Origin of the sequence: Rufibacter hautae, from assembly GCF_008271695.1 — a bacterium.
Lineage (GTDB): Bacteria > Bacteroidota > Bacteroidia > Cytophagales > Hymenobacteraceae > Nibribacter > Nibribacter hautae.
In genome coordinates this window covers 1,497,815-1,524,183 of the sequence record NZ_VKKY01000001.1, presented here as the reverse complement: position 1 = coordinate 1,524,183, position 26,369 = coordinate 1,497,815, and the positions used below count along the sequence as shown (strand labels likewise).

General features: G+C 51.5%; 19 protein-coding genes. 13 read left to right on the top strand and 6 right to left on the bottom strand.

The annotated features are described in order from the left end of the window. Positions 1 to 379: 379 nt before the first annotated feature. Both FOA19_RS05820 and FOA19_RS05815 read right to left on the bottom strand, forming a co-directional pair. On the bottom strand, positions 380 to 835 hold the full coding sequence (locus FOA19_RS05820; RefSeq protein ID WP_149089818.1) for a hypothetical protein: 456 nt from the start codon (positions 833 to 835) through the stop codon (positions 380 to 382). An 85-nt stretch (positions 836 to 920) separates the two neighbouring features. Then, positions 921 to 1,826, bottom strand: a complete 906-nt coding sequence (locus tag FOA19_RS05815) for an EamA family transporter (RefSeq protein ID WP_223808750.1) — start codon at positions 1,824 to 1,826, stop codon at positions 921 to 923. A 245-nt stretch (positions 1,827 to 2,071) separates the two neighbouring features. On the opposite strand from FOA19_RS05815, the gene FOA19_RS05810 reads away from it, so the two are divergent. Continuing rightward, the gene (locus FOA19_RS05810) at positions 2,072 to 4,543 is read left to right on the top strand and encodes a bifunctional UDP-N-acetylmuramoyl-tripeptide:D-alanyl-D-alanine ligase/alanine racemase (protein WP_149089817.1); all 2,472 of its coding nucleotides are present in this window, start codon (positions 2,072 to 2,074) and stop codon (positions 4,541 to 4,543) included. 31 nt (positions 4,544 to 4,574) lie between these two features. Here FOA19_RS05810 and FOA19_RS05805 read toward each other — a convergent pair whose 3' ends face one another. The 3 genes from FOA19_RS05805 to FOA19_RS05795 form a co-directional block, all read right to left on the bottom strand. After that, complete coding sequence (locus FOA19_RS05805; protein WP_149089816.1) at positions 4,575 to 6,203, bottom strand: sulfatase-like hydrolase/transferase; 1,629 nt, start codon at positions 6,201 to 6,203, stop codon at positions 4,575 to 4,577. Next, positions 6,200 to 7,579, bottom strand: a complete 1,380-nt coding sequence (locus FOA19_RS05800; RefSeq protein WP_149089815.1) for a class I SAM-dependent methyltransferase — start codon at positions 7,577 to 7,579, stop codon at positions 6,200 to 6,202. The genes FOA19_RS05805 and FOA19_RS05800 overlap by 4 nt, the downstream gene beginning before the upstream one ends. 656 nt (positions 7,580 to 8,235) lie before the next feature. Further along, the gene (locus tag FOA19_RS05795) at positions 8,236 to 8,985 is read right to left on the bottom strand and encodes a Bax inhibitor-1/YccA family protein (RefSeq protein ID WP_149089814.1); all 750 of its coding nucleotides are present in this window, start codon (positions 8,983 to 8,985) and stop codon (positions 8,236 to 8,238) included. Between the two features lie 165 nt (positions 8,986 to 9,150). Here FOA19_RS05795 and FOA19_RS05790 point away from each other — a divergent pair, with 165 nt between their 5' ends. The 5 genes from FOA19_RS05790 (at position 9,151) to infB (ending at position 17,226) form a co-directional block, all read left to right on the top strand. Then, positions 9,151 to 9,384: a FeoA family protein gene (locus tag FOA19_RS05790; RefSeq protein WP_223808749.1), complete on the top strand. Its 234-nt coding sequence runs from the start codon at positions 9,151 to 9,153 to the stop codon at positions 9,382 to 9,384. Positions 9,385 to 9,387: 3 nt separating this feature from the next. After that, positions 9,388 to 11,547: a ferrous iron transport protein B gene (gene feoB, locus FOA19_RS05785; protein ID WP_149089813.1), complete on the top strand. Its 2,160-nt coding sequence runs from the start codon at positions 9,388 to 9,390 to the stop codon at positions 11,545 to 11,547. A 453-nt stretch (positions 11,548 to 12,000) separates the two neighbouring features. Next, on the top strand, positions 12,001 to 12,474 hold the full coding sequence (locus FOA19_RS05780; protein WP_149089812.1) for a ribosome maturation factor RimP: 474 nt from the start codon (positions 12,001 to 12,003) through the stop codon (positions 12,472 to 12,474). A gap of 7 nt (positions 12,475 to 12,481) precedes the next feature. Continuing rightward, on the top strand, positions 12,482 to 13,738 hold the full coding sequence (nusA, locus tag FOA19_RS05775; protein WP_149089811.1) for a transcription termination factor NusA: 1,257 nt from the start codon (positions 12,482 to 12,484) through the stop codon (positions 13,736 to 13,738). Positions 13,739 to 13,908: 170 nt separating this feature from the next. Beyond that, complete coding sequence (gene infB, locus FOA19_RS05770; protein WP_149089810.1) at positions 13,909 to 17,226, top strand: translation initiation factor IF-2; 3,318 nt, start codon at positions 13,909 to 13,911, stop codon at positions 17,224 to 17,226. 365 nt (positions 17,227 to 17,591) lie between these two features. Here infB and FOA19_RS05765 read toward each other — a convergent pair whose 3' ends face one another. Continuing rightward, complete coding sequence (locus tag FOA19_RS05765) at positions 17,592 to 18,014, bottom strand: hypothetical protein (RefSeq protein WP_149089809.1); 423 nt, start codon at positions 18,012 to 18,014, stop codon at positions 17,592 to 17,594. 238 nt (positions 18,015 to 18,252) lie between these two features. On the opposite strand from FOA19_RS05765, the gene FOA19_RS05760 reads away from it, so the two are divergent. From FOA19_RS05760 to FOA19_RS05730, 7 genes are all read left to right on the top strand, one after another. After that, the gene (locus FOA19_RS05760) at positions 18,253 to 19,035 is read left to right on the top strand and encodes an enoyl-CoA hydratase/isomerase family protein (protein WP_149089808.1); all 783 of its coding nucleotides are present in this window, start codon (positions 18,253 to 18,255) and stop codon (positions 19,033 to 19,035) included. Between the two features lie 159 nt (positions 19,036 to 19,194). Then, positions 19,195 to 20,706, top strand: coding sequence for a lipopolysaccharide biosynthesis protein (locus tag FOA19_RS05755; RefSeq protein WP_149089807.1), 1,512 nt, complete (start codon positions 19,195 to 19,197; stop codon positions 20,704 to 20,706). Positions 20,707 to 20,729: 23 nt separating this feature from the next. After that, complete coding sequence (gene dut, locus FOA19_RS05750) at positions 20,730 to 21,176, top strand: dUTP diphosphatase (protein WP_149089806.1); 447 nt, start codon at positions 20,730 to 20,732, stop codon at positions 21,174 to 21,176. A 160-nt stretch (positions 21,177 to 21,336) separates the two neighbouring features. Next, positions 21,337 to 22,344 (top strand): sugar phosphate nucleotidyltransferase, encoded by a 1,008-nt coding sequence (locus FOA19_RS05745; RefSeq protein WP_149089805.1) that lies wholly within the window; start codon positions 21,337 to 21,339, stop codon positions 22,342 to 22,344. 17 nt (positions 22,345 to 22,361) lie between these two features. Then, complete coding sequence (locus FOA19_RS05740) at positions 22,362 to 24,116, top strand: tetratricopeptide repeat protein (protein WP_149089804.1); 1,755 nt, start codon at positions 22,362 to 22,364, stop codon at positions 24,114 to 24,116. Next, positions 24,109 to 24,870 (top strand): DUF4292 domain-containing protein, encoded by a 762-nt coding sequence (locus tag FOA19_RS05735; RefSeq protein ID WP_149089803.1) that lies wholly within the window; start codon positions 24,109 to 24,111, stop codon positions 24,868 to 24,870. Before FOA19_RS05740 ends, FOA19_RS05735 begins: the two co-directional genes overlap by 8 nt. Then, positions 24,857 to 26,257, top strand: coding sequence for a murein hydrolase activator EnvC family protein (locus FOA19_RS05730; protein WP_149089802.1), 1,401 nt, complete (start codon positions 24,857 to 24,859; stop codon positions 26,255 to 26,257). Before FOA19_RS05735 ends, FOA19_RS05730 begins: the two co-directional genes overlap by 14 nt. The last annotated feature ends 112 nt before the right edge of the window (positions 26,258 to 26,369 follow it).

Genomic DNA, 26,369 nt, shown 5'->3' with positions numbered 1-26,369 from the left:
AGAGGGTTACATCTTAGATTCGGAGCCGAAGAAAGAGAATATCTCAAGCGATTATTGAAGGCTTAGGTCATAAACCAAGCAGGCCCTTGGCAAAGAGGAGCTGAGATGAACCAATGTTTTAGGTCTCATTTCTGAATAACAGTTCTAAAGCGGATAAGAGAAAAAAGACAAGGAGGGAATTCAGTTTACAGCATCATGTTTGCAATGTAGAACTGCTGCCAAGTGTGAAGGTGTGAGATGTATTCTTACTGGGTTATCCTTGTTCTGTTTTGAGGCTGTTTTTACAAAATGTGGGTCAGAACCCTAAACAGGAACGGGCATAAAAAACGAAACCCGCAGCTTTCGCCGCGGGCTCGCTTCCCTTCAAAAAAATCAAAGTTTATAAGGCTGTCACCGATACCTTGGCGGTTTTCTCTGGCGGATTCTGGTCTGTGGTGTTAGGGAACGGCAGAACCTCGGTTAGAATCAGGCGGTAGGTTTTACTGCCCAAAGTAGCGTTGACCGTATCGGCGTCTCGGAAGCCCCGGTTATCGGGCACCGTGAGCGGATCTCCCAGGTACAGAACCTTGGTGGTGCTATTGCCTCGGGTATCCTGCAGCTGCAGATAGGTGATGGCAGATCCCGCCCTGACGCAATTGGCATTGATGGGGCAGCGGCTCTCGTCTACCTTTTGCAGATTAAGCGTGAGGTCACCAATAGCCACGGGCTTTTGCAGCTGTAGCGTCAGGTTGGCTCCCTGGGTAAAGACGGCTTCCTCCGTGGAGGTCAGGTTTTCTGTTTGGGCACAGCCTGTGAGCAGCAGGCCCGTCAATGCCAAATACCAAATGCTTTTCATAACATGTGTTCACTAGGTGAGGCTACATTGCCTTATCTATACACAAGAGCCGAAAACAACCCCGAAGGTTGCATGACGCCCAAACCTAGGCAGAAGCGGGTATTCCTTTTTTCTTCCCGATGGGTAAGTTGTACAAGATCACCGAGGCGAAAATTACCAAATAAGCTAGAATTTTCTGCTGGCTCGTGACCTCGCCGAAATACAGGAATGCCATGGTGAAGTTGATGATGGGGTTGAGATACATGAGCACGCCAACCGTAGCCGATTTCAGTTCTTTGAGCGCATACAGGTTCAAAAACAACGGAATTACAGTGAATAGCCAGCTCAGCAGCACAATCTGTCCCACAAAATGACCCGTAATAGGCTGCGCCTCCTGCCCCACAAACCACGGATAACTGGGCCCGATGAACATGAAGGCCAGCAGTAACTGTAATGTGAGCAAAACAATTTTATCGTAGTCCTTGAGCAGGCGCTGGGTAATGAGGTAGAAGGCGTAAGAGAAGGCGATGAGCAAACTGAACAGCAGGTTATAGATAGAATCCGTGCCCACCAGAAGACAGCTCATCAGACTCAGTCCGACCGAAACCCACTGGTGCACCCGCAGGTGCTCATGCAGAATCAGGAAGCCCAGCGTGGCCGTAAGGATAGGGCAAAGCAGATAGGAGAAAGAGCCTGTCTGGATGTCCACGTGGTTTACCACGTAGATGAACGCCAGCCAATTGATGGTGAGTAGCGCCCCGCCCAGCAAGGTGTATAGAATGAACCTCCGCTTTTCTATGGGCCCGTTTTCTTTGAACCTATGAAACGTCTGGCGCCACTGCTCGCGGCGGGTAGTACCGGAGATGAGCAACAAGGTGAGTACCGCTACCAGAATGCGGAAGTAAAGGATTTGGCTGCTGGGAAAACCAGATAAAGCTTTAAGCGGAAACGGGATAAATCCCCAGATAAGAAAGGCGCTGACGGCAGCTATGTGGTAACGATTGAATTTCACGGTAATTTTTTTCAGGAGCACAAAGGTAGCCCTTGCTCCGCGTACTGCCTAATACGCAGCTATTTCTGCCCAAAACATCCCTTGTGTTTGGCAATAACGAAGGTCCTGGGCGGGTTCCGGCTATTTTAACGTCCTTTTTTGAAAATCGGCTTCAAAACGGATTCTTTGGCCGGCGGCAGCAATAAACAGGAGGGTGTTTGGCGGTATGCCTTCTGTTGTATATTTGGATAACAGATAACCGCGTCATGTTTACTTTCAAAGAAATTGCCCAGGTGGTGGGCGGCATGTTGGTGCAGTGCAATGGCACCTATCCCGTCCAGCACCTGCTCACCGATAGCCGCAAAATAGCTAATGCCGTGTCCTCGGTGTTCTTCGCCATCAGGGGGGAATTCCATGACGGGCACCAATACCTGCCCGAGCTGTACGCTGCCGGCGTGCGGCAGTTTGTGGTGGAAGACGCCTCGGGGCTTATGGACCTGTCTACCTATCCAGAGGCCAACGTGCTGCTGGTGAGCAACAGCGTTCATGCCTTGCAGCGATTGGCGGCCTATCATCGTCGAAAATTCAATATACCAGTCATCGGGATTACGGGGAGCAACGGCAAAACCATTGTCAAGGAGTGGCTGGCGCAGCTGTTGAGCGCCTCTGAGCGGGTGGTCAAAAGCCCCCGCAGCTATAACTCCCAGATCGGGGTACCGCTTTCGGTGTGGCAGATCAACGAAAGTCATTCCATAGGGGTGTTTGAGGCCGGAATTTCCCTCCCCGGCGAGATGGAGCACCTGGCCAGCGTGCTGCAGCCCACCATTGGCGTGTTCACCAACCTGGGGTCGGCGCACGATGAAGGCTTTTCCTCCTCAACTCAGAAACTGCAGGAAAAGCTGAAACTGTTTGCCCACGTGGAGAAGCTTATCTTCTGCGCCGATCAGCCCGCCGTCTATGAAGCCATCCAGGAGGCCGGTCTGCAAACCTTTGCCTGGAGCACCCATGAGCACCCCGCGGCGCAGGTGCAGTTGAAAGTGCTGGAGATGCACCACGGCAAAACCAAAGTCCGATTCCGCTACGATGGCAAAGGCCAGGACCTCACGCTTCCTTTCTCGGATGAGGCCTCGCTGGAGAACGCGCTCCATTGCCTGGCGGTGCTGCTGTACGTGGGCGTGAAGCCCGAGGAACTGGCGAGTCGCTTTGAGCGCCTGCACCCCGTGGCCATGCGCCTGGAGCGGAAGGAGGCCATCAACGGCTGTTACGTCATCGATGATACCTATAATAACGATCTGGCCGGTCTGCGCATCGCGCTGGATGTGCTGGGTCAGCAGGCCCGCCGGGGCCGCAAAACGCTCATCGTCTCTGATCTCTTGGAAGCCGGAGTGGAGGAGCATGCCCTATACCAGCAGGTAGCGCAGGAAATAAAAGCCCGTGGCGTGGACCGCGTCATTGGTATCGGGGACATCATCACCCGCCACCAAGACCTTTTCCCCGCCGGGAGCGAGTTTTACTTGGGCACTGATTCCTTTCTGGGCCAGCTCCGCTCCGAGACCTTCCGGCAGGAAACCATCTTGGTGAAAGGCGCACGGGTGTTCCAGTTCGAGAAGATCGTGGCCGCCCTGCAGCAGCAGATCCACGGCACCAAACTGGAGGTGAACCTGGATGCGCTGGTGCACAACCTCAACTTCTACCGCGCCAAGCTGCCGACCCAAGTTAAGATCATGGTCATGGTGAAAGCTTTCGCCTACGGCGCGGGTGCTTACGAGATCGCCAACCTGCTGCAGTTCCACCGCGTGGATTACCTGGCCGTGGCGTACGCCGATGAAGGCATTGCCCTGCGGGAGCATGGTATCACGCTGCCCATCATGGTCATGAACCCCAGCCCCGACAGTTTCCTGAAGATGCAGCAGTACAGCTTGGAGCCCGAAATCTACTCCCCGGACCTGCTGCACCGGTTTCTGGACTACTTTCCCAAAAACAGCCGCAAAACGCCCCGTATCCACCTGAAGCTGGATACCGGCATGCACCGCCTGGGGTTTGACGCCGCAGAACTGACCGAAGCCCTGGAAGTGCTGGACCAAATGCCGCACGTACGCGTACAAAGCGTCTTCAGTCACCTGGCTGGCGCCGATGAGGCCTTGTACAATGATTTCTCCCGTGAGCAGATTTCCAATTTCCGGCAGATGGCCACCACCGTGGAAAAAGGACTGGGTTACGCTGTGACCAAACACATCCTCAACTCCGCCGGCATCGTGCGTTTTGGGGAGGAGGCTGCCTTTGACATGGTGCGTCTGGGAATTGGCCTTTACGGCATTGAGGCCGCGGGACAAGAGCAAAGCAGCCTGCAGACGGTAGGACAGCTCAAAACCACCGTTTCGCAGGTGAAATCCATCAAAGCCGGTGAAACCGTGGGCTATAGCCGCCGCGGCATTGCCGAGGTCGAGAAGCAAACCGCTACCATCGCCATTGGCTACGCCGACGGCTACGACCGCCGCTTCGGAAATGGCGTGGGCGAGGTGCTCATCAATGGGCAGCGCGCGCCTATCATTGGGAACGTGTGCATGGACATGTGTATGGTAGACGTCACCGGCCTGGATGTGCGGGCTGGCGACGAGGTGCTGATTTTTGGTGCGGAATTGCCGCTCACGGAACTGTCTGCCCGCATCGGAACGATTCCCTATGAGCTTTTGACTAACGTGAGTACGCGGGTAAAGCGGGTGTTTTTTAATGAATAGTCATTGAGGGCCTGTTTTTTGTAAAACGGGCTTAAAGTGGATTCTCTTTCTTTTGAAGAATTTGGGTGACCTCTGTAAATCTACCTGGCTCATTTCCCGGAGAGTAGAACTGTCGGTTTGGAAGAAGGGGTAGTTTCGTCTGAAAATACTGATTTAGAAGAATTCGGAAGGTATTTACTGGGGTTAAATCTGTTGGAAGAGGAGGGGCGTTTTTGCCTGAAAGGTAAATGGCGTTAAAGATGGCAAATCGTTCCCTGAGGTTGGACTTTGTGGCATCTTCTTGGTGAAAGTTGGCGCCTGGGCCATGGTCGCCTTGCAGAATAATGATGGTGGGCCTTTTTGCCTGTTGTTTTATGCGCTCTACCAAGGTCATGATCCTTTTGTTTAGAAAAAGGAGTTGGGATCTGTACTGTTGCATATATGCTTCTTTCCCGCCGGGGTAAGAGGGAATAAGATCGCTTCCGTCTGCAATAAAGTTTTCCTGCTTTGAGGTTGGTTTCTGATAGTTGCCCTGCTCATTGAAGACAAACGGAGGGTGACCCACAAAGATGTCGGCAAACACGAAGGAAGGGTTCTCTAATCCCACATAGTGAGGCACATTGTCCAAGGCAAATTGAATTAACTCATAATGGCGTTTCCCCTTGTCTGCAGGAGCTTCTTTGTAGTGAAATAACTTGGTCTTAAGATCAACATATTGTCTGTATAGCATAGCGTTTTCTTCTATGATCTGTAAAGGAGACATAGAAAAAAGCATTTCCCTCAGCGGTGATGGTTGGGTGAAGGGGGAAAGGTATGTGGCAAGTTTGGTGAGCTCCGCATTTCCAAAACCTGTGGCAAAGCCAAATAACTGGTACTGCTCTTTCCTAAGCAAACGTAATACCGTGGCTTCTTCTGTGATTTTATGGAGATCCAGGTAGGTGAGTTTAGGGTGATACCCGGGTAGGTTCTGGAGATAGTCGAAGTTTAGGGAAGAGGCCAGAGAGGCGGCCGTACGAGCATAATTAGCACTGCTTTGGTTAGGTAGAAGAAAGCCTTCAGCTTTTAGAAATTTAGTGAACTCCTCAAGATCTATGTTATAGCTTTTCTGTAAGTTATCGGGCCTGCCAAAACCATCCAAAATGATGTAAACGATGTCTGGTCTCTGGCTTGGTCTTGTTCCCAGTCCTTGAATTTTACGCTGATTTATGGGTTGGATAGATGCCTTTGAAACCAAATGGCTACCCTGAAAATATAGAATCTGACTTACCGGAAATATAACGAGGATGCCAGCGAACACATTAAGGATTCTGGAAAGCGGGTAAAGAGAGCTTTTGCTTTTTCTAAGGATTAAAAATATAGCTAACAAAAGCAGCAGGTTAACTGAGAGTACATAGGAATGACGTGCGCTTGCTTCCCCAAACCAACTCATAATTTGCACTCTTTGTGCTTGATAGGAGAAGAAGAGAAGCCACCAAGTGCTTACCAGAATACCGGCTTTCTGCCATGTGGGGAGGAACAGTTTGGCCGTAAATAGGAGAAGCACGGACGAAAAGAGAACTGCCAGCGTAGGGATCAGGAGTTCGGAAAAAGGAATGTAGCTGCTGTTGTAAGCAAAAAGGAAAAGTACGGGGAATAAGCTCCCCAGAAAGGGATGCCAAGCAAGGCTCTTGATGCCTTTCATCGTTTTTGCATTAAATACAAGGTTCGCTCTGTGCCGTCAAGAGGATGCTTCTCCACTACTTGAAAAAAGCGGGAGAACTCCTCCTCAAATACAGCTTGGGTATAATTGGTGAAGATATCCTTTCGGCTTGCCAAGAGCCTCTGTGCCTGAGAATCTGATTTTGGCACGAATTCAATGATGAGGTAATTGGCTAATCCCGCCAAAAAGGAGGCTAAATAGGAAACCGGAAGGTTGTGACTTATAGCCAGATGATGGACCAAGGCCAAGGCCATGATCAACTCAGGCTTTGGGCGTGTGAAAATGCTCTCTCGCTCCTTGTTCATCCAACCAATAGCTGGACTGGGCTGAGTTAAATCCATTGCCAATGGGAGGACAGCCGTGTTCTTTTCTTCTTTAATCTGTTGATAGTGGATTTCGGTGGAGCCAATGTCAAAATCCATGGCAATTACTTGGCTACCCATTTTGGCCGCGATTTGGCTGAAACGGCCAGTATTCGCGCCTAGATCCCAAATGGTTTTGGCATTGGCTTTTTGAAGCAACTGCTCTACCACCCCTTCTTTGTGGCGCATTGCCTCCGTCTGGTAGTTCGTGTGTTGGTAATAATCTGCCCAAATTGTTTTATCTGGGTTCCAGGAGAGTGATTTGATAGTTGAGGTAAGGCTGTCCAATAGCTGTAGGAGTGCATTTTTGGACATTGGTTTTTGTTTGATTTTAGAACCACTTTCTTGGGCAGTATACTTCACCTGGGCTTTTGCATGTAGGTGAACATGCAAAAGCAGGCCAAAAGTTGTATAGGTTTGCCAAGGCAGGAGCTTGCTTCCCAAATGAAGCGGAATGCCTTCTAGGTTAGAGAGCAACAAACGGTTTAAACTGATATCTGTATGAGCCATTAAGGCCAAAGGCACTAAGAAATGCTCGCAGAACTGCCGATAGGCTGCCCATGGTTTACCCTCTTCGTATAGTTCAAATGAGAGCGTGTCAATGAAGATGGGTTTGCTGTGAAGGAACTGCACATTATAGGCACTAGCATCTTTCAAACTCATGCCTTGTGCCAAGGCTTTCTGTTGGAGTTGGATGGTGAGCAAAGCGGCATCCTTTAACTGGCTGAAGCACCACTCATAAGGGTAAGAGATGAACGGAATGCGGTGTGGTTGAATTACTAACCAGCTTTCGGGCGTTAACGCAGGAAGTTCTGTTTCAACGTGCTCAACAAGCAACTGGGCTGCGGTTAGCTCCTGATAAAGGCCGGAGGAAAACAAGTGCCTATAGGTAGTTGCGTAGGAATGGTTTACCTGCCTAAACAGCCCGTTCTCTGTCTGGAAAATGAATCCGTCAGGATCTCGATACGATCCGATTGTCACCTCTGCGTATGCCACCTGTTAGGCCTTAGGTTTTTTCCCAAAGATCCTCTGGAAGAAAGTTTTAATCTGCCTCCAGAAGGTTTTAATTGCATATAGGCCTCCAAGTAAACCTGCCATCAAAATTTGAAAGAGCATACTGCCGGAACCCGGATCAATATATAGAAGCATAAAATGGTGTTTTAGAGTAAGCCAGACAATAAAGCAACGGCAAAGATACTAAATACTCACACCTCATACGTCTGTTTGGAAGAGCAGACTTGGATAATTTGAACCCATGAATGGAGGAGGTGAGTTCTGAAACGAAAATTTTTAGGATTCGCTTTATTATGTATTGTCTTCTTGTAAAAATGAAATAGTATTGAGATAGTTTGTTGGAGGTGTGCTTTCAAGAATAGCGTTTAGGTGCTGTTTTTTGTAAAACGGGTTTAAAGCGGCTTTTTACCTTGAATAAAACAAAAACGCCACTGAAATCTCAGTAGCGTTTTCTATGTTAAAGGGTTAGTCTTTCTTTACGCAATTAGGCACCTTTTTGCCGTCCTTGTCTTTCATGCCGGCTTGTTCATAGCCTTTCCAGCATGGGTCTTCTTTTTTCTGGTCTTTTTTCGTCTTCGGCATACTCGTACAAGATTGATATAGAGGTATGTACGGTCGTAGAAAACGCGAGTTGTCTATTAATTACGGCTGTTTAGTTTGGAAAGCAGCCGCAGGATCTCAATGTACAGCCAGATCAAAGTGACAGCCAGTCCGAAAGCGGCGTACCACTCCATGTTCTTGGGAGCGCCATAGGCTACACCCTGCTCAATGGTGTCGAAATCCAGGATCAGGTTCATGGCTGCGATGATTACTACCAAAACACTGAAGATAATGCCGGCCGTACCGGTGCTGTGAATCAAAGCCATCTCTACGCCGAAGAACTGCAGCACAAAAGAGACCATGTAGTAGCAGAAAATCCCGAAGGTGGCCGTAAGGATGATAGACTTGAAACGCTCGGTGGCCCTGATGACGCGGGTGCTGTACAGCAGCAGCATGCTGCCGAACACGGTAAAGGTCAACAGCATGGCTTGGTTCGCGATGCCAGGGAACTTCGTTTCCAGAATGCCGGAAACGCCGCCCAGGAACAATCCCTGTAGGGCGCAGTAAATGGGCGCGATGTAAGCCGCCCAATGTTTCTTAAAGACAATCAGGAAGGCCAGACCCACTCCAATCAACGGAATGGACATCAGGAACGGCAGGGGCACCCCCATCACGGCGAACAGATCCCAGGAGAATACCGCGAAGGCCAGAACAATACCCAGTAGCAGCGCAGATTTTGCGATGGTACCGTTCAGGGTCATGACTGGGCCTTCCACGGCTTGTGGAACGGCCGCCTGCATAAACGCTTCTTCTTTAAGCGCTGGGTTGTTAGAAGAGAAAAGTGACATGTTTTTAGATTGTTTTCACGAAATATAGACAAAAATCAGTAGAAATACAAGCCAAAATCGGGCCGGTAACGGGCTGAAACGCAAAACATCGGGTTCTTTTTGGATTCAAAAGGAACACCTTGTACCTTGCAGCTGTTTATAACAAGTCTAAATAAGAGAAGCAAGGTGCAAAGAGAGCAAAAGAGTGTGCGGGATTTGAAGATAGGGGAGAAGGGCGTGATCTGTTGCTTAACCGACCCCGAAATGTCTTTGAAACTGCTGGAGATGGGCTGTATTCCCGGCGAGGAGGTGAAACTCAACAGCCGTGCCCCCCTTGGCGACCCCATTACCATTATTGTGAACGATTACACCCTTTCCTTGCGTTTAGACGAAGCTGCTACCATCAAGTTAAAGGCTTAGTCTATGTCTGAAGTTCTTGCGCCGGCCCCCGCCTCCGTTCCGCATACCACTGTTCCCGCTGCCCGTAAGGTGGCCAAGATTGCCCTGATTGGGAACCCCAACTCCGGGAAATCTTCGCTGTTCAACCATTTGACCGGCTTGAACCAAAAGGTGGGGAACTTCCCGGGCGTCACCGTTGACAAGAAAACCGGCATCAGCCAGCTCACCCCTAACCTGAAGGCGCAGGTTATTGACTTGCCCGGTACTTATAGCCTTTATCCAAAGTCGCTGGACGAGAAGGTGATCATTGACCTGCTCCACGACAAAAAATCCGCCTCTTACCCAGATGTGCTCATCATCACCGCCGATGCTTCTAACCTGAAGCGCAATCTGCTGCTTTTCACCCAACTAGCCGATCTGAAGATTCCGGCGGTACTGGCCTTGAACATGATGGATGTGGCCGAGAAGCACGGCGTGAAGATTGACGTGGCCGAATTGCAGCAGGAACTGGGCGTGCCTGTGATTCCGGTGAATGCCCGTACCGGTAGTGGCCTGGCGGCGCTTAAAATCCTGCTTTCTCAAGAACTGGAGGCACCTAAAACTACCTTCTTCACCATTCCGGAAAACCTGCTGGTGATGGTGCGCCAGATCCGCTACTACTTTGAGTTGAGCAACGATTACCTGGCCTGGCATTACGCCCACCAATACCACAAACTTTCTTTCCTCTCCGATGATGACAAAGAGTACATCGGGGAGCTGGTGAAGAAATACGGCTTCCATTCCAACGCACTGCAAGCCTCAGAAACGGTAGACCGCTACACCCGCATCAATGGTCTATTGCTAGATGCCATGCGCGTGACCAAGGCCGAGAACAACGAGCAGTTCAGCAACAAACTGGACCAGGTGCTCACGCATAAAATCTTCGGGTACCTTATTTTCTTCGGGGTGCTGTTCATGATCTTCCAGGCCATCTTCGCGTGGGCGGCCTACCCCATGGATCTCATTGACACCGGCGTGGCCACGCTTAATGCCTGGATTCATACCCAAGCCGAGGGGCCGCTCGTGGACCTGCTCACCGATGGCGTTCTGGCGGGGCTTGGTGGCGTGCTGATTTTTATTCCGCAGATTGCCTTACTGTTTGCCTTTATTGCGGTGTTGGAGGAGACTGGTTACATGGCCCGTGTGACTTTCCTGATGGACAAGATCATGCGCAAGTTCGGGCTGAACGGGAAAAGCGTGGTGCCGCTCATCTCGGGTGTGGCCTGTGCGGTACCGGCGATCATGGCCACCCGCACCATTGACAACTGGAAAGACCGCATGATCACCATCTTCGTAACGCCGCTCATGAGCTGCTCGGCGCGTCTGCCTATCTATACCGTCATGATTGCGCTGGTGGTGCCGGAGAAATATTTCCTGGGCTTTATGAGTCTGCAGGGTTTGGTCTTGATGGGCTTGTACCTGATTGGTTTTCTGGCGGCTATCTTTTCGGCGGCTTTGTTGAAATGGGTGCTCAAAACGAAAGAGCGCAGCTACTTCATCATGGAGTTCCCTACCTACAAAATGCCGCGCTGGAAAAACGTGGGCCTCACCATTGTAGAGAAAGTAAAGGCATTTGTGTTCCAGGCCGGGAAGGTGATTCTGGCCATCTCGGTGGTGCTTTGGGTCTTGTCTTCCTATGGTCCCGGCAACGCCATTGAACAGGCTGAAAAGCGCGCCGCTGCGGAGCTGACTTCTCTGAACCTGAAGGATGCTGATGCCGAGGCGCACGTGGCGGGGCAGAAGTTGGAAGCGTCCTATGCCGGGCAATTTGGGAAGTTCATGGAACCGGCCATCCGCCCGCTGGGCTATGATTGGAAAGTAGGCATTGCGTTGCTCACGTCCTTCGCGGCCCGCGAGGTTTTTGTGGGTACCATCTCTACCATCTACAGCGTAGGCGATTCTGAGAACATCTCTACCGTAAAAGAAAAACTGATGGCGGAGAAAGACGAGTTCGGGCAGCCGTTCTTCACACCGGCCCGCGCCTTCTCACTGCTTATTTTCTACGTGTTCGCCATGCAGTGCATGAGCACGCTGGCCGTGGTTTACCGCGAGACCAAAGGCTGGAAATGGCCTGTGATGCAGTTGATTTACATGACCGGTTTGGCGTACGCCTCGGCCTTCGTGGTGTTCCGGTTGTTCTCTTAAACTTATTGCGTTTTGGGGTTTCTTTACAGAAAACAGCCCAAAATCAGTACACAATAGAAAAAGGCAATCCTAAAGAGATTGCCTTTTTTTATGCTACCATATTTCTTGTGAAGCCTATCTGTTGTGATGGTTGATCGGCTGGCTCCTTAAATTATTCTTGCCTGCGCTTTAAGTCTTTTTTTGAGAAATCGGCCGCAAAATTCATCTTTATCTATTTTGAACTATATAGGCAAGTTCTTGGTTATTTCCTAGGTGAGCAGTCTCGGTTTTCTGGTCAACAGAAGCCGGTGAAAAAGCTGCTCTTTCCTGCGCTGATTTTCTTTTGCCTGATCTTAAAGCGTACATAATGCCCTGTTGCTTGTGTTTCAGTGGATTTGTTTGTACATTTGTGCGATTAAAGTGAATTGGAGGGGACGAGAGAGTCCCCCTTTTTATTTGTTATCCAGATTGCGAATGGCCCTAGAGGAAAAAACGATTGAGGAATTTGCGCAGGCAGCCTTGCCAGAGCCAGACCTGTTCATTGTGAGTGTGAAGGTCTCTGATACCCCCGTTCGGCCCAAAGTGACTATCCTCGCCGACGGTGACCAAGGCATCAGTATTGACCAGTGCGCGCAGATCAGCCGTCGGGTGTCTAAGCGTATTGAGGAAGCCATGGGTGAGGAATTCAGCTACGTGATAGAGGTGTCCTCACCGGGAGTGGATTTTCCGCTTACCACAGAACGGCACTACAGAAAAAATATTGGCCGTTCCGTGAAGCTGACCTTTGAGGGCGGCGCAGAGAAAACCGGCGAGATCAGGGATGTGCTGGAAGACGGCATCCTGCTGGCCGAGGAAGTGAAACAGAAACATAAGAAAGCGTTGCTGGAGCCCGTGCACGTGGCCTTCAGTAATATTGTGAAAGCGCAGATTGTAATCTCTTTTAAATAAGAAAGACATGGATAGTTCAATATTGATCGAGTCGTTTGCGGAGTTCGCTAAATTCAAGAACATTGACCGCCCTACCATGATGCGGATCTTGGAGGACGTGTTCCGCACTATGATCCGGAAGAAATGGTCTACCGATGAGAATTTTGACATCATCCTGAACGTAGAGAAAGGCGATCTTGAAATTTGGCGTAACCGCGAGATTGTGGACGATAACTCAGAGGACATCTGGGATGATGATAAGATAAGCCTTTCTGAGGCCCGCAAGATTGAGCCTGACTTTGAGGTAGGCGAAGAAGTTTCTGAGCTGATCAAGTTAGAGGATTTCGGCCGCCGCGCCGTATTGACTGCCCGCCAGACCCTCATCCAACGGGTGAAAGACCTGGAGAAAGACCTGCTGTACCAGAAATACAAAGATCAGGTAGGGGAGATCATCTCCGGCGAGGTCTACCAGGTATGGAACCGCGAGGTATTGATCCTTGATTCTGAGGACAATGAACTCTTAATTCCTAAGTCTGAGCAGATCCCCAAAGACCGTTACCGCAAAGGTGACGTGGTAAGAGCGGTAGTGCAACGCGTGGAGATCATCAACGGGAACCCAAAAATCATTCTTTCCCGTACTTCTCCACAATTCTTGGAGCGTCTGTTTGAGGGCGAGGTGCCTGAGATTTTTGACGGCCTTATCACCATCAAGAAGATTGTGCGAGAGCCCGGCGAGCGTGCCAAGGTAGCTGTGGAATCTTACGATGACCGCATTGACCCGGTAGGTGCCTGCGTGGGGATGAAAGGTTCGCGTATCCACACCATCGTGCGGGAGTTGGAGAACGAGAACATTGACGTTATCAACTACACAGACAACGTGGAGCTGTACATCCAGCGGGCGTTGAGCCCTGCCAAGATCAGCAGCATCAAGATAAATGAAGAAACCGGACGCGCCTCTGTGTTCCTGAAGCCAGACCAGGTTTCCCTGGCCATTGGTAAAGGCGGGCAGAACATCAAATTGGCTAGTAAACTGGTTGGTTTGGAGATTGACGTGTTCCGTGAAACCGAAGGGTTTGAAGAAGATATTGACCTGACTGAATTCTCAGACGAGATTGAAAGCTGGGTGATTGACGAGCTGAAGCGCATTGGTCTGGATACAGCCCGCAGCGTGATGGCCGTCAGCAAGGAAGATCTGGTGCGCAGAACGGAGCTTGAAGAAGAGACCGTGGAAGACCTGCTCAACATCATCCGCCAAGAGTTTGATTCAGAAGAAAGCAACAACTAGTGGTGCGCTTTATGTGCCGGGTTATTTGACCTTACTGGAGGGTGGGTGCCAATTTTGGCCTATTTTCCGGGAAACAGGGCAAAAACGCGAAGTCGTCATGGCCACCCATCCTTTTTAATGAGTAAGAAACAAGTAACTACTAAAAGTAAATTATAACAGCATATTTGAACATGTCAGAAGAAAGATCGATGAGGCTTAAACAGGTAGCAACCACCTTAAACATCAGCCTTGCCACGGTAATAGAATTCCTGGGCAAGAAAGGGGTTGAGATCGAGAATAAACCTACTTCAAAAATTACCCCGGAGCAGTTCAATATGCTGTCGAAAGAATTTGCTTCCTCCATGCAGGCCAAGGCCGAGGCAGCAGAACTGAACATCGGGAAGAAGCCGGCTGAGCATGAGCATCGGCCGGAGCCCAAGAAGCAGCCTGAGCCTGAACCGGAGATGTTTATCAAATCCAACCAGGTGAGAACGCAGCCCGTTGAGCAGCCAAGACCGGCCGCTCCGGCGCCGCAGGCTCCTGCGCAAGCACCAGCCCCTGCTCCGGCCACAGCCGCCGCAGGTGGTTCTGCGTTGCCAGGAATCAAGATCCTGGGCAAGATTGACCTGGATGCCAAAGGCAGACCAATTCCAAAGCAAGCGCCTGCTGCGGTCCCGGCGCCAGCACCAGCACCTGCCCCGGTAGCACAAGCTCCGGCTCCAGTTGCCCCTGCGCCTGCCAAGGCCGCAGAAGCGCCAGCCGTTACTGAAAGACCGGCTGCTCCGGCTCCAGTTGCCACACCGGCACCAGCTCCAACTCCGGCGCCGGTAGCTGAGGCTCCTAAACCAGCGGTAGAAGCGCCTGCTGCACCAGCGCCTCAAGCCCCGGTAGAGGCAAAAGCCCCGGAAGCCCCCGCTGCGGTTGAAAAACCAGCTGCTCCAGCCCCGGCTGCCACACCGGCACCAGTAGCAGAGACGCCAAAACCAGCTGCACCTGCACCACAGGAAGCAAGACAAGAAACTCCGGCAGCAGCACCTGCCCCAACGCCAACTCCTGCTCCGGCACCGGTAGCGGCAACTCCGGCTCAAGCCCCGGCTGCTGAGCCAAGTGCGCCAGAGGCACCACAGTCTACTATCAAAGCACAGGCAGATCAGCTGAAAGGCTTGACCGTGTTGGGTAAAATTGAACTTCCGGTTAGCGGAGGCCGTGGCAAAGGCGGTAAACCAGTGGCGTCTTCAGATGAGCGCCGCCGCGGAAACCAACCGGGTGCCCCAGGTCAGCAAGGCCAAGGCGGAGGAGACAAGAAGAAACGCAAACGCATTGAAGTACCTAAAACCGGTGCGCAAGGTGGCGGTGGCAATGCCGCCCCACAACAGCAAGGACACCGCGCCGGTGACAGAGCAACTAGTACCCGTCCGTTAGGCACCGGCCAGGCGGCTAATCGTCAGCCAGGAGCCGGCGGACCACAGCAAGGCAACCGTCCGGGTGGCGGTGGCGGTTACCAAGGTAATCGTCCAGCGGGTGGAGGACCAGGTCAGCGCCCAGGAGGCGGTGGCGGAAACCGTCCGGGAGCACCAGCAGCACCTCGTGCCGAGTTAACAGATAAGGAAATCCAGGATCAGATCAAGGCTACATTGGCCCGTCTGAGCGGAGGAAAAGGCGGGAACCAAGGTAACCGTGCCAAATACCGCCGTGAGAAACGCTCTGCCGTGGCAGACGCCGCTGATGAGCGCAGAATGCAGGAGCAGCTGGAATCTAAGATTCTACGCGTAACCGAGTTCGTGTCTGCGAATGACCTGGCTGCTCTCATGGATGTGAGCGTGAACGACGTAATCAAGACCTGTATGAACCTGGGCATGTTCGTGTCCATCAACCAGCGTCTTGATGCCGAGGCCATCACCATCATCGCCGATGAATTTGGTTACGAAATCCAATTCGCTACGACTGAGGACGATGAAAACCGCGGCGTAGAGGAAGAAGATGCCGAAGAGGATCTGCAGCCGCGCGCGCCAATTGTGACTATCATGGGTCACGTTGACCACGGTAAAACTTCCTTGCTTGACTACATCCGTAGAACGAAAGTAACGGCCGGTGAGGCAGGTGGTATCACCCAGCACATTGGCGCCTATCAGGTAACCACTGAAGCTGGTAAAGACATCACCTTCCTGGATACACCGGGTCACGAGGCCTTTACCGCCATGCGTGCCCGTGGTGCCAAAGTAACGGACGTGGTTATCATTGTGGTAGCCGCTGATGATAGTGTGATGCCGCAGACCAAAGAGGCTTTGAACCACGCGCAAGCGGCCGGTTCGCCAATTGTAATCGCCATCAACAAAGTGGATAAGCCAACCGCCAACCCAGACAAGATCCGTGAGGAACTTGCCCAGTTAAACGTACTGGTAGAAGAGTGGGGTGGTAAATACCAAAGCCAGGAGATCTCGGCCAAGACCGGACAAGGAATTGACGAGCTGTTGGAGAAAGTATTGCTGGAAGCCGAATTACTGGAACTGAAAGCGAACCCAGACCGCCGCGCCGTGGGTACCGTGATTGAAGCCGCCTTGGACAAAGGCCGTGGATACGTGGCAACCGTACTGGTACAGACCGGTACATTAGAGATCGGTGATATTCTGGTGGCAGGCTCACACTATGGTCGTGTGAAAGCGATGACTGACGTGTTAGGCAAGCGCCACAAGAAAGCCGGTCCGTCCATGCCGATCCAGGTGTTGGGTATTGACGGAGCGCCGCAGGCAGGTGACAAGTTCGTGGTAATGGAGACGGAGCGTGAAGCCCGCGAGATTGCCGTAAGCCGTCAGCAGTTGCAGCGTGAGCAGAGCATGCGCACGAAGAAACACATCACCCTGGATGAGATCGGTCGTCGTCTGGCCATCGGTACGTTCAAGGAGCTGAATGTGATTGTGCGTGGTGACGTGGATGGTTCGGTAGAGGCCCTTTCCGATTCATTGCTGAAACTGTCTACCGAGGAGGTACAGGTGAACATCCTGAGCAAAGGGGTTGGTCAGATCTCCGAGTCAGACGTGCTGTTGGCTTCGGCTTCAGATGCGATCATCATTGGTTTCCAGGTTCGTCCGTCTACCAATGCCCGCAGACTGGCAGAGCAGGAGCAGATAGACATCCGTCTGTACTCTATCATCTACAACGCCATCAACGAGGTGAAAGACGCCATGGAAGGTATGTTGGCGCCAACCGTACAAGAGGTGGTAGTTGCCAACGTAGAGGTACGCGAGGTGTTCAAGATTACCAAAGTGGGAACCATTGCCGGCTGTATGGTGACAGATGGTACCATTACCAGAAACTCCAAGATTCGTCTTGTGCGCGATGGTATTGTGGTACACTCCGGCGAGATCCTGGCTCTGAAACGCTTCAAGGACGATGCGTCCGAGGTACGCCAAGGTTACGAGTGCGGTATCAGCATCAAGAACTTCAACGATCTCAACCAAGGCGACATCATTGAAGCCTACGAAGAGCGTGAGATCAAGCGGACGCTGTAATCCAAAGAATAGTCATCAGTTAATTTCAAATAAGAAGAGCCCCACCCAAAAAGTGGGGCTTTTTGTTTTACCAGGTTTCCGTAAAAACAGCCTTGAAACGTATTGACAAAACTCCCTGCTATAGAAGCCAAACCGATGTCAAACCCTTGCTATCCACTTGTTCTTACAATAGCGTAGTAGTTACTTCTGTGGCAATTAATAACTACCAATAGTAGCCTTAGGAACTCTTATCGGGCACACTCCTGATAATAAGCCATTCTGTTGTTGGCTCATGTTTTTGGCCTTGATTTCAGCAAAACACCTTAAAAACAAGAAAGCCCCTATCACACAGGTGAAAGGGGCTTTTGATATGATTGGGTAGCAGGTTAGAAAAGCAGGAACTTACGGTTTCGCTTGTTCAGGCTCTGCTGATACATCTTTCCGTTGGGATTGTCCTTGTCAATGAGTCGTTTAGATTTCCGCTGCTTAACCTTCTTGGCCTTGTTTTTATAGGCTCCAATGGAGAAGCCGCCCTTGCCGGTATCGTACTTGTTATCGGGCATGGAGTACCGCGGACCAGAGTACATGCCGCCGCTGGTCTTGGCAGAGGCAACTGCTTTCTGGCGGTCCAGGAGCATTTCCCGGTCCACGTTGCTGGCGCCAGTCTGGCCCTTCTTTATGCCATCGGGGCCGCGCCGACTAGCTTCGCGCTTTGATTTTCTGGGCTTCTGGGCCGAGGCTTGCGTCGCATTAGCGCCCAGGAGTACCAGCGCCATGGCAAACACAACGTATCTAAAAAAAGTGGTCATATGATGTAGATGCGAAGAGAAGTGGAATTATGCCGTGTAACGCTGAAGGTGCAAAAACTGTTCCAGATATACACATTTAAGTTAAGAACAACTTTTATACTTTCCTAAGCTTTATCGCTGAAAAAGTGGCGATTAAGAGTATTTTTAATGGGTAGCGGGCAAGCACCGTAATCTGTGTGGATTTCTTTATATTTGCGCCTCTTATTTCAAGGAGAAACACACGTTTAGAAGATAGAACATGGTCCAATACAACAACCTTCTGCTGGAAAACAAAGGCGGCATTTTGTTTATCACGGTCAATCGTCCTAACAAGATGAATGCGCTCAACATTGAGACGGTAAAGGAGATAAACAACGCCATGCAGGAAGTGTATGATGACCCCGAGGTGCGGGGCGTGATCCTGACGGGAAGCGGGGAGAAGGCGTTTGTGGCCGGGGCCGACATAGCGGAGATTGCCGAGCTGAACGAGGTGAACGGTCGTCGCTTTGCCGAGCGCGGGCAGGAGGTCTTTTCCATGATTGAAGAGAGCCCTAAGCCCGTGATTGCCGCCGTGAACGGTTTTGCCTTAGGCGGAGGCTGCGAACTGGCCATGGCCTGCCACATTAGGGTAGCCAGCGAGAACGCCCGTTTCGGGCAGCCCGAGGTGAATCTGGGCATCATCCCGGGCTACGGCGGCACGCAGCGCCTGACCCAGTTGGTGGGCAAAGGCAAAGCCATGGAGCTCATGATGACCGGTGACATGATCTCGGCCGCTGAAGCCAAAGAAGTAGGCTTGGTGAATCACGTAACCACTCCCGAAGGGCTGATGGACAAATGCCTGGAAATCATGAGCAAGATTGCCGCCAAAGCACCACTGGCAGTAGGCATGATTGTGGACTGCGTGAATGCCTGGTATGACAAAGAGGAAAACGGCTACCAGACCGAGGCCAATTCCTTCAGCCGCTGCTGCGGATCTGAGGACTTCAAAGAAGGAACTTCGGCGTTCTTGGAGAAGCGCAAGCCAGCCTTCAAAGGCGAGTAGGTTCTCGGCCTTGGTTCAACCCAATAGAGTATTCTTTAACTTTCTGCCTACTCCCGTTTTGGGTCTGTTTTACAGGAAACAGGTTCAAAACGGGAGTAGGTGTACATAAGGAAAAATGACCACGCTTACCCTCTCTCATTTTCCTGCCAATCCCCTGATATGAGTATTGCTAAAAAACTGGTTGGGCAGACGGCGGCGTACGGACTCAGCAGCATTGTGGGCCGGGCCCTGAACTACCTGCTGGTGCCCCTTTATACCACCGTTTTTGAACGCGAAGAATATGGGTTAGTCACCTACCTCTATGCCATTGTCGCATTCCTGAACATTGTGTATACTTTTGGGATGGAGACGGCCTTTTTCAGGTTTGCCAACAAACCTGGGGTGGACCGGAGAGAACTCTACCAAAAGGTGCAAACGCTTATTTTGGTCTCTAGCCTTCTTCTCACAACTGGTATTCTCCTTTTTGCATCGCCCATTGCCGAAGCGCTAGACTACCCTGGAAAGGAAAAGTATATAGTTTGGCTGGCTATTACTATGGCAGTTGATGCTCTTTCAGCCATTCCGTTCGCCCGCTTGCGGTTAGAGAATCAAGCAGTTCGTTTTGCCATTATTCGGCTTACCAATATCTTCCTGGTGATTGGTGGAAATTTATTCTTCTTGTTTTTTTGCCGGCAGGTATATGAAGGCAATTACCTGTCCGAACTGCGGCCAGTGGTGGAGGTTATATACAATCCTGATCTTGGGGTAGGTTATATTTTCCTAGTGAATATGGTTGCCAACTTACTTTTTATTCCCATGCTTTGGCGGGAGTTTTCTGATTTTCGATTCAAGTTAAATCTTGGCGAGATGAAGCCCATGGTGGAGTACGCTTTCCCTATTTTGATTATGGGCCTGGCTGGAGCAACCAATGAGATGCTCTCTAGGGTCATGTTGGAGCACTGGCTGCCAGAAGGCTTTTACCCCGGAGTAACCAATAAACAGGCCGTGGGCGTATTTGGGGCTACTTATAAACTGGCCATTATGATGAGCCTCATGATCCAGGCATTTCGGTATTCGGCGGAGCCCTTCTTCTTTTCGCAGTCACAGGACAAGAATTCGCCGGCCACATTTGCGGTGGTCATGCGGTGGTTTGTGATTGTGTGCGCTTTGGCGTATTTGGGCATCAGTGCCAACTTGGACATCTTTCAATATTTCCTAGGGCAGGCAGAGTACCGCACTGGGATGGAAATAGTACCTGTTCTTTTACTGGCTTATCTGTTCAACGGCGTCTACTACAACCTTACCGTCTGGTTCAAACTCACCGATAAAACCCATTACGGCACCTATATCACCATCTTCGGGGCCATTGTTACGGTGGCGGCGAATTTCCTCTTGATTCCGGTGCTGGGCTACATGGGCAGCGCCATTGCGGCGTTCCTATGCTACTTCTCCATGTCAGTGGTGTGCTACGCCATCGGGCAGAAGTATTTCCCGGTGCCGTATCCCATCAAAGCCATCTTCGGGTACCTGTTGCTGGCCTCGGGACTTATCTGGCTCGCGTACGCGTGGGGTATTGAGAATTTCTGGCTCCGGCAGGTGTACCACCTGGCCTTATGCGCAGTTTTCCTGGCAGTGGTGTGGGTGGTGGAAAAGCCTCTGCAGCGAAAAGCCCCCGTAGCGGCAGTTAAATAGATAAATTCGTATATTAGCTTTCTATGAGTACCACCCTTCCCGTTAAAGTCATCAACCTGGGCAAGCATCCGCTGCCCGCTTACGCCACGGAGCACTCCGCTGGGCTGGACCTGCGTGCCAATCTGGAGGCACCTGTGACGCTTAAACCCTTGCAACGTATGCTTATCCCCACGGGGCTTTCCATTGAACTACCCGAGGGGCACGAGGCCCAGATCAGGCCCCGCAGCGGACTGGCCTTCAAACACGGCATCTCCATCGTGAACAGCCCCGGCACCATTGACGCCGATTACCGCGGCGAGATCAAAGTGCTGCTTGTGAATCTCTCCGATGTTGATTTTGTAGTGGAAGACAGCGAGCGGATCGCGCAGATGGTGGTGGCCCGGTATGAGCGCGTGGCTTGGCAGGCCGTGGAGGAACTCTCTGACACAGAGCGCGGCGCCGGCGGGTACGGAAGTACCGGGAAGCACTAAAAGGCACCTGAAAATTAATTTCAAGGCTGCCTGCCGGATTTGATATCTTCGGTTTTTACTATATTTTAGAAGAAATAGCCTGAAAACGGGAAGTGAACATATCTAAAACCCGAAAAACCCGTAGGTAGGCCTTACTTAAGCAAACTATTAAAGAGAAACTATGAGAATTATTGTACCAATGGCCGGCATGGGCAAACGTATGCGCCCGCACACCCTTACTGTTCCTAAACCCCTTATCCCTATCGCCGGGAAACCAATTGTGCAGCGGTTGGTAGAAGACATTGCCAAGGTGTGTCAGGAGCCCATTGAAGAAGTTGCCTTCATTATCGGTAGGTTCGGAGCGGAGGTAGAGGCGAAGTTATTGAAGATAGCCGAGTCTGTAGGTGCCGTAGGTACAATCCATTACCAGGACCAGCCGTTGGGTACCGCCCACGCCATCCTGTGCGCCCAGAGCGCCCTCAAAGGCAACGTGGTGGTGGCTTTCGCCGATACCCTCTTCAAAGCCGATTTCAAATTAGACACCTCTGCCGAGGGCACTATCTGGGTACAGAAAGTAGAAGATCCGCGTCCGTTTGGCGTGGTGAAACTGAACGAGCAAGGCCACATCACCGAGTTTGTGGAGAAACCACAGGAGTTCGTGTCTGACCTAGCCATCATCGGGATCTATTATTTCAAAGATGGCGAGTACCTGCGCAGCGAGCTGCAGTACCTGCTGGACAACGACATCAAAGACAAAGGCGAGTACCAGATCACCAACGCGCTGGAGAACATGAAGAGCAAAGGTTCTGTGTTCATCCCCGGCCAGATTTCTGAGTGGCTGGACTGCGGAAACAAAGACTCTACCGTGTTCACCAACCAGCGTTACCTGGAGTACATCAAAGACGAAGAAGGCCTGGTGTCTGGAACCGCGCAGGTAAACAACAGTGTTATCATTCCGCCGGTATATTTGGGGGAAAACGTAGTACTAAACAATTCTGTGGTAGGTCCGCACGTTTCAATTGGAAACAACACCCAGGTAAGCGGGTCGGTGATCAGCAACAGCATTGTACAGGAAAGCAGCAAGGTAAACCACGCCCACATCGCTAACTCAATGGTGGGTAATTACGTTGTGTATGAGGGGATTCCGGCTGACCTAAGCTTAGGCGACTACAATACCCTGCGTGGCTAGACAGGAGATTTAATTTTATGCTGAAGAGAGGACTCACGATAGTGGCTGCTTTGTGCGGGTTGGTTTTGGCGAGTGAGAACAGCTATGCCCAGTCTGAGCGCAAGAAAGAGAAGAACGCTGCCCCACAGGCGGCGGTTCCTCCTCTGGTTCTTAGCCAACAGGAGCAGCAACTTAGTGAGTCCTATTTTCTGGAAGGCATGAAATTCTTCGTGCTGGAAGAGTATAACAAAGCGTTAGACCGTTTTCAGCGGACGTACGCCATTAGTCCTAACAATGCAGCCGTCAACTACAAGCTGGCGGAAACCAGTCTGCTGCTGGGCAACGTGAGGGGCGCCTTGCCCTTTGCCAAAGCCGCCCTGGAGCTGGAGCCCAAAAATCCCTATTACCACCTGCTGCTGGCCCAAATCTACTCCAACCAACAGGAGTACGACGATGCCATCAAAGTCTACGCCCGGCTCACGCAGGAACTCCCGCACACAGAGCAATATCTTTTCAACCTAACGGACCTTTATCTGGCCAAAAACCGGCTGGACGATGCCTTGCGCACCTTAGGTCAGATTGAGGAGAAATACGGGCTTATTGAGGAAATCTCCTTTAAAAAGCAGCAGATCTACCTCAAGCAGAATAACCTGTCCAAAGCCCTGCAAGAAGGTGAGAACCTGATCTCCTCCAAGCCTGAGGAGGTACGCTATTTGTTAGCCCAAGCCGAGATATTGGCTGCGAACAAGAAAATTAACGAGGCGATCAGCATGGCCCAAAAAGCTCTGACGGTTGCCCCTGATAATGCTTATGGCCGTCTGATGCTCGCCGATCTACTGCAGCAGCAAGGCAAAACCGCTGAGGCCGATACCCAACTGGAGTTGGCTTTCGGAAATCCTTCCCTGGACATTGACTCCAAGGTGAAAATCCTGGTAGACTATATCCGGCGGCTGCCCAATGACAAAGTAGCGGCCCAGGCCATTAAACTGGCGGAACTCACCACCAAAGCGCATCCACGCGAAGCCAAAGCCTACGCCGTAGCCGGAGATGTTTTTGTCAATGCCGGCCGCAAGCTGCCCGCGCGGGACAGCTATGTGAAGGCGGTAGCTTTAGACCCGGGGCACTACAAAATCTGGCAGCAGATTGTGCTGTTGGACGGCGAAATGAACCAGAACGACTCCTTGGTCGTCCATTCTGAGCGGGCACTGGAGTTCTTCCCAAACCAACCCATGTTCTGGTTTTACAATGGTACGGCCTACCTCATCAATAAGAATTACGCCAAAGCCACCAAATCACTGGAATACGGGCGCCGCTTGGCTGGCAATAACCGGGATCTGCAGTTGCAGTTCAACCTGCAATTAGGCGATGCCTACCATTCACTGGAACAGTACCCGCTCTCAGACCAGGCGTATGAAGCCGCTTTGGCCATAGAACCCAACAACCCACACGCGCTCAATAATTACAGTTATTTCCTGTCGGTGAGAGGGCAGAACCTGCCTAAGGCGAAAGCGTTGGCCAGTACGCTGGTGGCGCAGTATCCAGACAATCCTACGTACTTAGACACCTACGCCTGGGTCTTGTACAAGATGAAAGATTACCAGGAAGCGAAACGGTTACTGGAAAAAGCCGTAGCTGTCTCTTCAGATGCCACCATTATTGAACACTACGGCGATGTGCTCTACCAATTGGGCCAGCGCGATCTGGCCCTGAAACAGTGGGTGCGCGCAAACCAGGTGGGCGGCGCCTCAGAGGGCATCAGTAAGAAGATAAAAGACAAGAGACTTTATGAATAAGAGTAACTATATCTACGCCCTAGGGTTGAGTTTGCTGGTACTGGTAGGATGTAACAAAAAAGCCGCTCCCGGCGCTTCTGGCGCTGTGGCTCCTGAGAATATTAACAAGGTAAACGTAGTCAATACAGATTACACCTTCTTCAGCGCAAAAGGCAAGGTGCAGAGCGAGAGCACCAAAATCAACGCGAACCTTACGCTGCGCATGAAGAAAAACGAAGTGATCTGGGCCTCGGTGCAGGCGCTGGGTTTTGAAGCTGCCCGCCTGAAAATAACCCCAGACTCGGTGTATGTCGTGAACCGGCTTAAAGACGAGTACTTTGTGGGCTCCTATAACATGCTGCGCGAGCGCTACAACGTAGACGTGGATTTTAAAACCCTGCAGGACCTCCTTATCGGGAATTTCGTTGCTGGTGACGCCAGCCGGGAAAAGCTGGAACAAGATGGCCCGGTGCAGCACCTGCGCACTCTGCGCACCAATCTGCAGATTGATCAGTTTGTGGATACCACCAAGTTCAAGCTCAAACGCACCGAAGTCCGTAACCTGCAGACCAAAGACTACATGACCGTGGACTATCAGGATTTTGAGGATCTGAACGGGAAGCCTTTTGCCATGGCCGTTCTGCTTTCCATTCAGCAGCCCGAGGGAAATGCCTCAAAGACAATGGTGGTAGCCGTGAAGCACAGACAGGTTTCCACCTCCGAGACTTCTCTGGATTTCCCTTTTTCCGTACCTTCGAACTATGAACGTAAATAGGGCGGGGCTACTTTATCTTTTATTATTCTTTTTCTTGATCGGGTTGAATTCTGCTGAGGCACAGCAGAAAAGGACCACCCGTTCCTCTTCCAAAACGTCCTCAAAGAAAGCGCCGGTAAAAAGCAAAGCCCAGCTGGAGCGCGAGAAAAACGCCAACCTCAAAAGGATTCAGGAGGCAAACCGGATTCTACAGGAAACGGCCCAGAAGAAACAAGCCTCCCTGGGGCAACTGAACGTGATCAAAGAAAAGATCACGGTGCAAACTGGCGTTATCAAAAACATTTCCTCTGAGATAGTTTACCTTAACCGCGACCTGCGCACCACCGAGGAAAAAGTAACCGATGCCCAGACCGACTTAGAGCGCCTGAAAAAGGAATACTCCCGCCTCATCTATGCGGCTTCCAAAACGGCCAACAGCTACAACAAGCTCATGTTCCTGTTCGCCTCAGATTCTTTCAACCAGATGATGCGCCGCATGAGTTATCTGCGCCAGTACACCGAAGCCCGCAAAAAGCAGGCGGCCGCCATTGAGGAAGTGCAGCAGAACCTGAACCAGCAACTGAGCACCCTAACCACCCAGAAAAAGCAGAAGAGAAGCCTGCTCAGCGTGCAGCTGAACGAAAACAAAAACCTGCTCTCTATGCATGACCAGCAGGACCAGGTAATCCAACAACTGAGCCTGCAGGAACAGTCCCTGAAGCAGGAAGTGGAGCAGCGCCAGAAAGCGGTGCAGCAGTTGAACAGGCTCATTGCCAACATTGTGCGGGAAGAAATTGCCCGCGCCGCCCGCGCTGCTGAGGCCGCTGCCAAAGCCAAGGCTGCTCGTGAAGCCGCCGCCGCAGCCAGAGCCGCCGCCGCCGCCGGCAAACCTGCCCCAAGTGAACCAGCCGCCACCGCTAGCGCCCCTGCCAAGACCAGAGCCTCCGTCTCCCGCACCGACCGCGTGACCCTTACCCCAGAAGCTGCCGCCTTGTCTTCTAACTTTGCGGGGAACAAAGGCCGTTTCTCCTGGCCTGTAGAACGCGGGTTCATCTCCCAACGCTTCGGGCGGCAGGCCCACCCGGTATTGAAGGGTGTAGTAGTGGAGAACCGTGGTATTGATATCCAGACTGGTGCCAACGAACGGGTAAGAGCCATTTTCGGGGGGAAAGTGCTGGCGGTACAGACCATTCCGGGCATGAACAACATTGTGATGGTGCAGCACGGTGAGTACTTTACCGTCTATGCCAAACTCCGCACCGTGAGCGTGACCGAGGGCCAGGAAATCAGTGCGAAACAGAACATCGGGACCGTGTACACCGATGCCGAGGGCACTTCAGAGCTTCAGTTCCAAATCTGGAAAAACCAAACCAACCTCAACCCGCAAGGCTGGCTCATGCCGAAATAAGAAGAGGTGTTTAGAGCCTGGTTTTCAGAAACCAGGCCCTAAACACCTTTCACTAAAGATAACACCTGAGACAAGTTGCCGTTGCCAACTTGTCTCAGGTGTTATGGTAATT